Source organism: Dietzia sp. E1 (genome assembly GCF_014145015.1).
Classification (GTDB): Bacteria; Actinomycetota; Actinomycetes; order Mycobacteriales; family Mycobacteriaceae; genus Dietzia; species Dietzia cinnamea_A.
This window is the reverse complement of record NZ_JAALDU010000323.1, coordinates 1-2520: the sequence shown is the minus strand read 5'-3', so window position 1 is coordinate 2520 and position 2520 is coordinate 1. Positions and strand designations below refer to the sequence as shown.

General features: G+C 71.5%; 1 protein-coding gene and 1 pseudogene. Both read left to right on the top strand.

Features of this window, described 5'->3' with window-relative positions:
* Nucleotides 1–86: 86 nt before the first annotated feature.
* Nucleotides 87–2255 carry an urease subunit alpha gene (gene ureC / locus G6030_RS11035; protein WP_182643156.1) on the top strand — a complete coding sequence of 723 codons (2169 nt, stop codon included), beginning with the start codon at nucleotides 87–89 and terminating at the stop codon, nucleotides 2253–2255.
* A pseudogene (locus tag G6030_RS11030) lies at nucleotides 2252–2520 on the top strand (urease accessory protein); the annotation flags it as partial. The gene ureC and the pseudogene G6030_RS11030, both read left to right, overlap by 4 nt.

Sequence of the window (2520 nt, the reverse complement as noted above, 5' to 3'; positions counted from 1 at the left end):
TCGCCGCCGACGGCACCGTCTACACGCACGCGCACTGACTTGCACCAGCACTGACTCGCACCAGCAACCAGAAGCTTAGGAGCCCCATGTCCGGATCGGTGCACTACCTCTACGGCAGTGGAGACATCACGCTCGGCGCGGGCCGCGGCACGATCGAGGTGCGCGTGACCAACACCGGCGACCGCGCCGTGCAGGTCGGATCGCACTACCACTTCTTCGAGGCCAACCGGGAGCTGCGCTTCGACCGGCGCGCGGCCTACGGGCGGCACCTGGCGATCGGCGCCGGGCTGGCGGTGCGGTTCGAGCCCGGCCAGACGCGGACGGTGCGGCTCGTGGACTTCGCCGGCGCGCGCGTCTGTCACGGCTTCTCCGGCCTGGTCGACGGCCCGCTCGACGACCCCGGCGTGCGGCAGCGGGCGCTCGAGAGAATGCGCGAGCGGGGATTTCTCAGTGAGGTCGACGACGACGAGGTGAGCCCGTCGCCCGACGGTGTGCCTGATGCCGCCGGCCCGCCCACCGTGCTCCCGCGCGCGACCTACACGGACATCTACGGACCCACGGTCGGTGACCGACTTCGCCTGGCGGACACGGCGTTGACGATCGAGGTCACGACCGACCACAACGCGGTGACCACCGACGGCTCGCCCGGTTACGGTGACGAGGCCGTGTACGGCGGCGGCAAGGCGATCCGCGACGGCATGGCGCAGGACCCGGCCGGCACGCGGGCCTCGGGGGCGTTGGACCTGGTCATCACGGGCGCGACGATCGTCGACGCGGTGCTCGGGGTGGTCAAGGGCGACATCGGCGTGCGCGACGGCCGGATCGTGGCCGTGGGCAAGGCCGGTAACCCACACCTGCAGGACGGCGTGCACCCGGACCTGGTGATCGGCCCCGGCACCGAGGTCGTGGCGGGCGAGCACAAGATCGTCACCGCCGGCGGCGTGGACACCCACATCCACTACATCGCGCCACAGCAGGTCGACGAGGCGCTGAGCAACGGGGTGACCACCCTGTTCGGCGGCGGCACCGGCCCGGCCGAGGGCACCAAGGGCACCACCTGCACGCCCGGCGCGTGGAACATCGGGCGGATGCTGCAGGCGGCCGACGGGCTGCCCGTGAACATCGGGATCTTGGGCAAGGGCAACACCTCGCAGCCGGAGTCGGCGGTCGAGCAGATCGTGGCCGGCGCCGCGGGGCTGAAGATCCACGAGGACTGGGGCACCACGCCCGCGGCGATCCGCTGCGTGCAGGAGGTGGCGGACGCCTACGACGTGCAGGTCGCGATCCACACCGACACCCTCAACGAGTCCGGCTTCTACGAGGACACCCGCGCCGCGCTCGGCGACTCGACCATCCACACCTTCCATTCCGAGGGCGCCGGCGGCGGCCACGCCCCCGACATCCTGCGCGTGTGCGGCGAGCCCAACGTGCTGCCCGCCTCGACCAACCCGACCCTGCCGTACACCGTGAACTCGGTGGACGAGCTGCTCGACATGGTGATGGTGTGCCATCACCTGTCGCACGACATCCCGGAGGACGTGAGCTTCGCCGACTCCCGGGTGCGCGCGGAGACGATCGCCGCCGAGACCGTGCTGCACGACGAGGGGATCATCTCGATCTTCTCGTCGGACTCGCAGGCCATGGGCCGCATCGGCGAGTCGTGGCAGCGCGCGTTCCAGACCGCCCACCACTGCCGCGTCGAGCGGGGGCCGCTTCCGGAGGACAGCGAGGCCAATGACAACGAGCGCGTCCTGCGCTACGTCGCCAAGATGACCATCAACCCCGCGATCGCCGCCGGCATCGCCGACCACCTGGGCTCGATCGAGCCGGGCAAGCTCGCGGACCTGGTGGTGTGGCCGGTCGAGTCGTTCGCGGCCAAGCCGTCGTTGGTCATCAAGGGCGGGATGATCGTGTGGGCGCCGATGGGCGATCCCAACGCGTCGCTGCCCACGCCGCAGCCGGTGATCTACCGCCCGATGTTCGGCGCGTACGGCGGGGCGCTGCAGTCCACGCGCATCACCTTCCTGTCGGCCGCAGCGATCGAGTCGAGCGTGCCCGAGCAGCTGGGCCTGACCTCGCCGTGCCTGCCCGTGCGCGGCTGCCGCGGGATCGGCAAGAAGGACATGGTCCGCAACGACCGCTGCCCGACCATCGAGGTGGACTCCGAGACCTACGTGGTCACCGTCGACGGCGAGCCCGCCACCATCGCCCCCGCCACGACGCTGCCGTTGGCCCAGCTCCACTACCTGGCGTGAGTACCGACGACGACGAGGGCCGCCGCCCTGCGAGCCGTGAGCAGGGCGCGGGTCGCGCGGGTCTGTCGACGTTGCTGCTGGCCCTGCAGTTCACGGACTCGTCGTTCCCCTCGGGCATGTACACGCTCTCGCACGGGCTGGAGGGATTGCGGGAGTCGGGCGCGGTCGGGCCCGGCGGGCCGGTGTCGGTGGCCGACGCCGTGCACGGCATCCTGCGCCACTCCGCCGGACCCGCCGAGGCGACCGCGCTGGCGCTCGCGTGGGC

What these genes read in the sequence shown, in the direction of transcription:
- ureC (WP_182643156.1), top strand. Translation starts at nt 87, where the DNA reads ATGTCCGGATCGGTGCACTACCTCTACGGCAGTGGAGACATCACGCTC.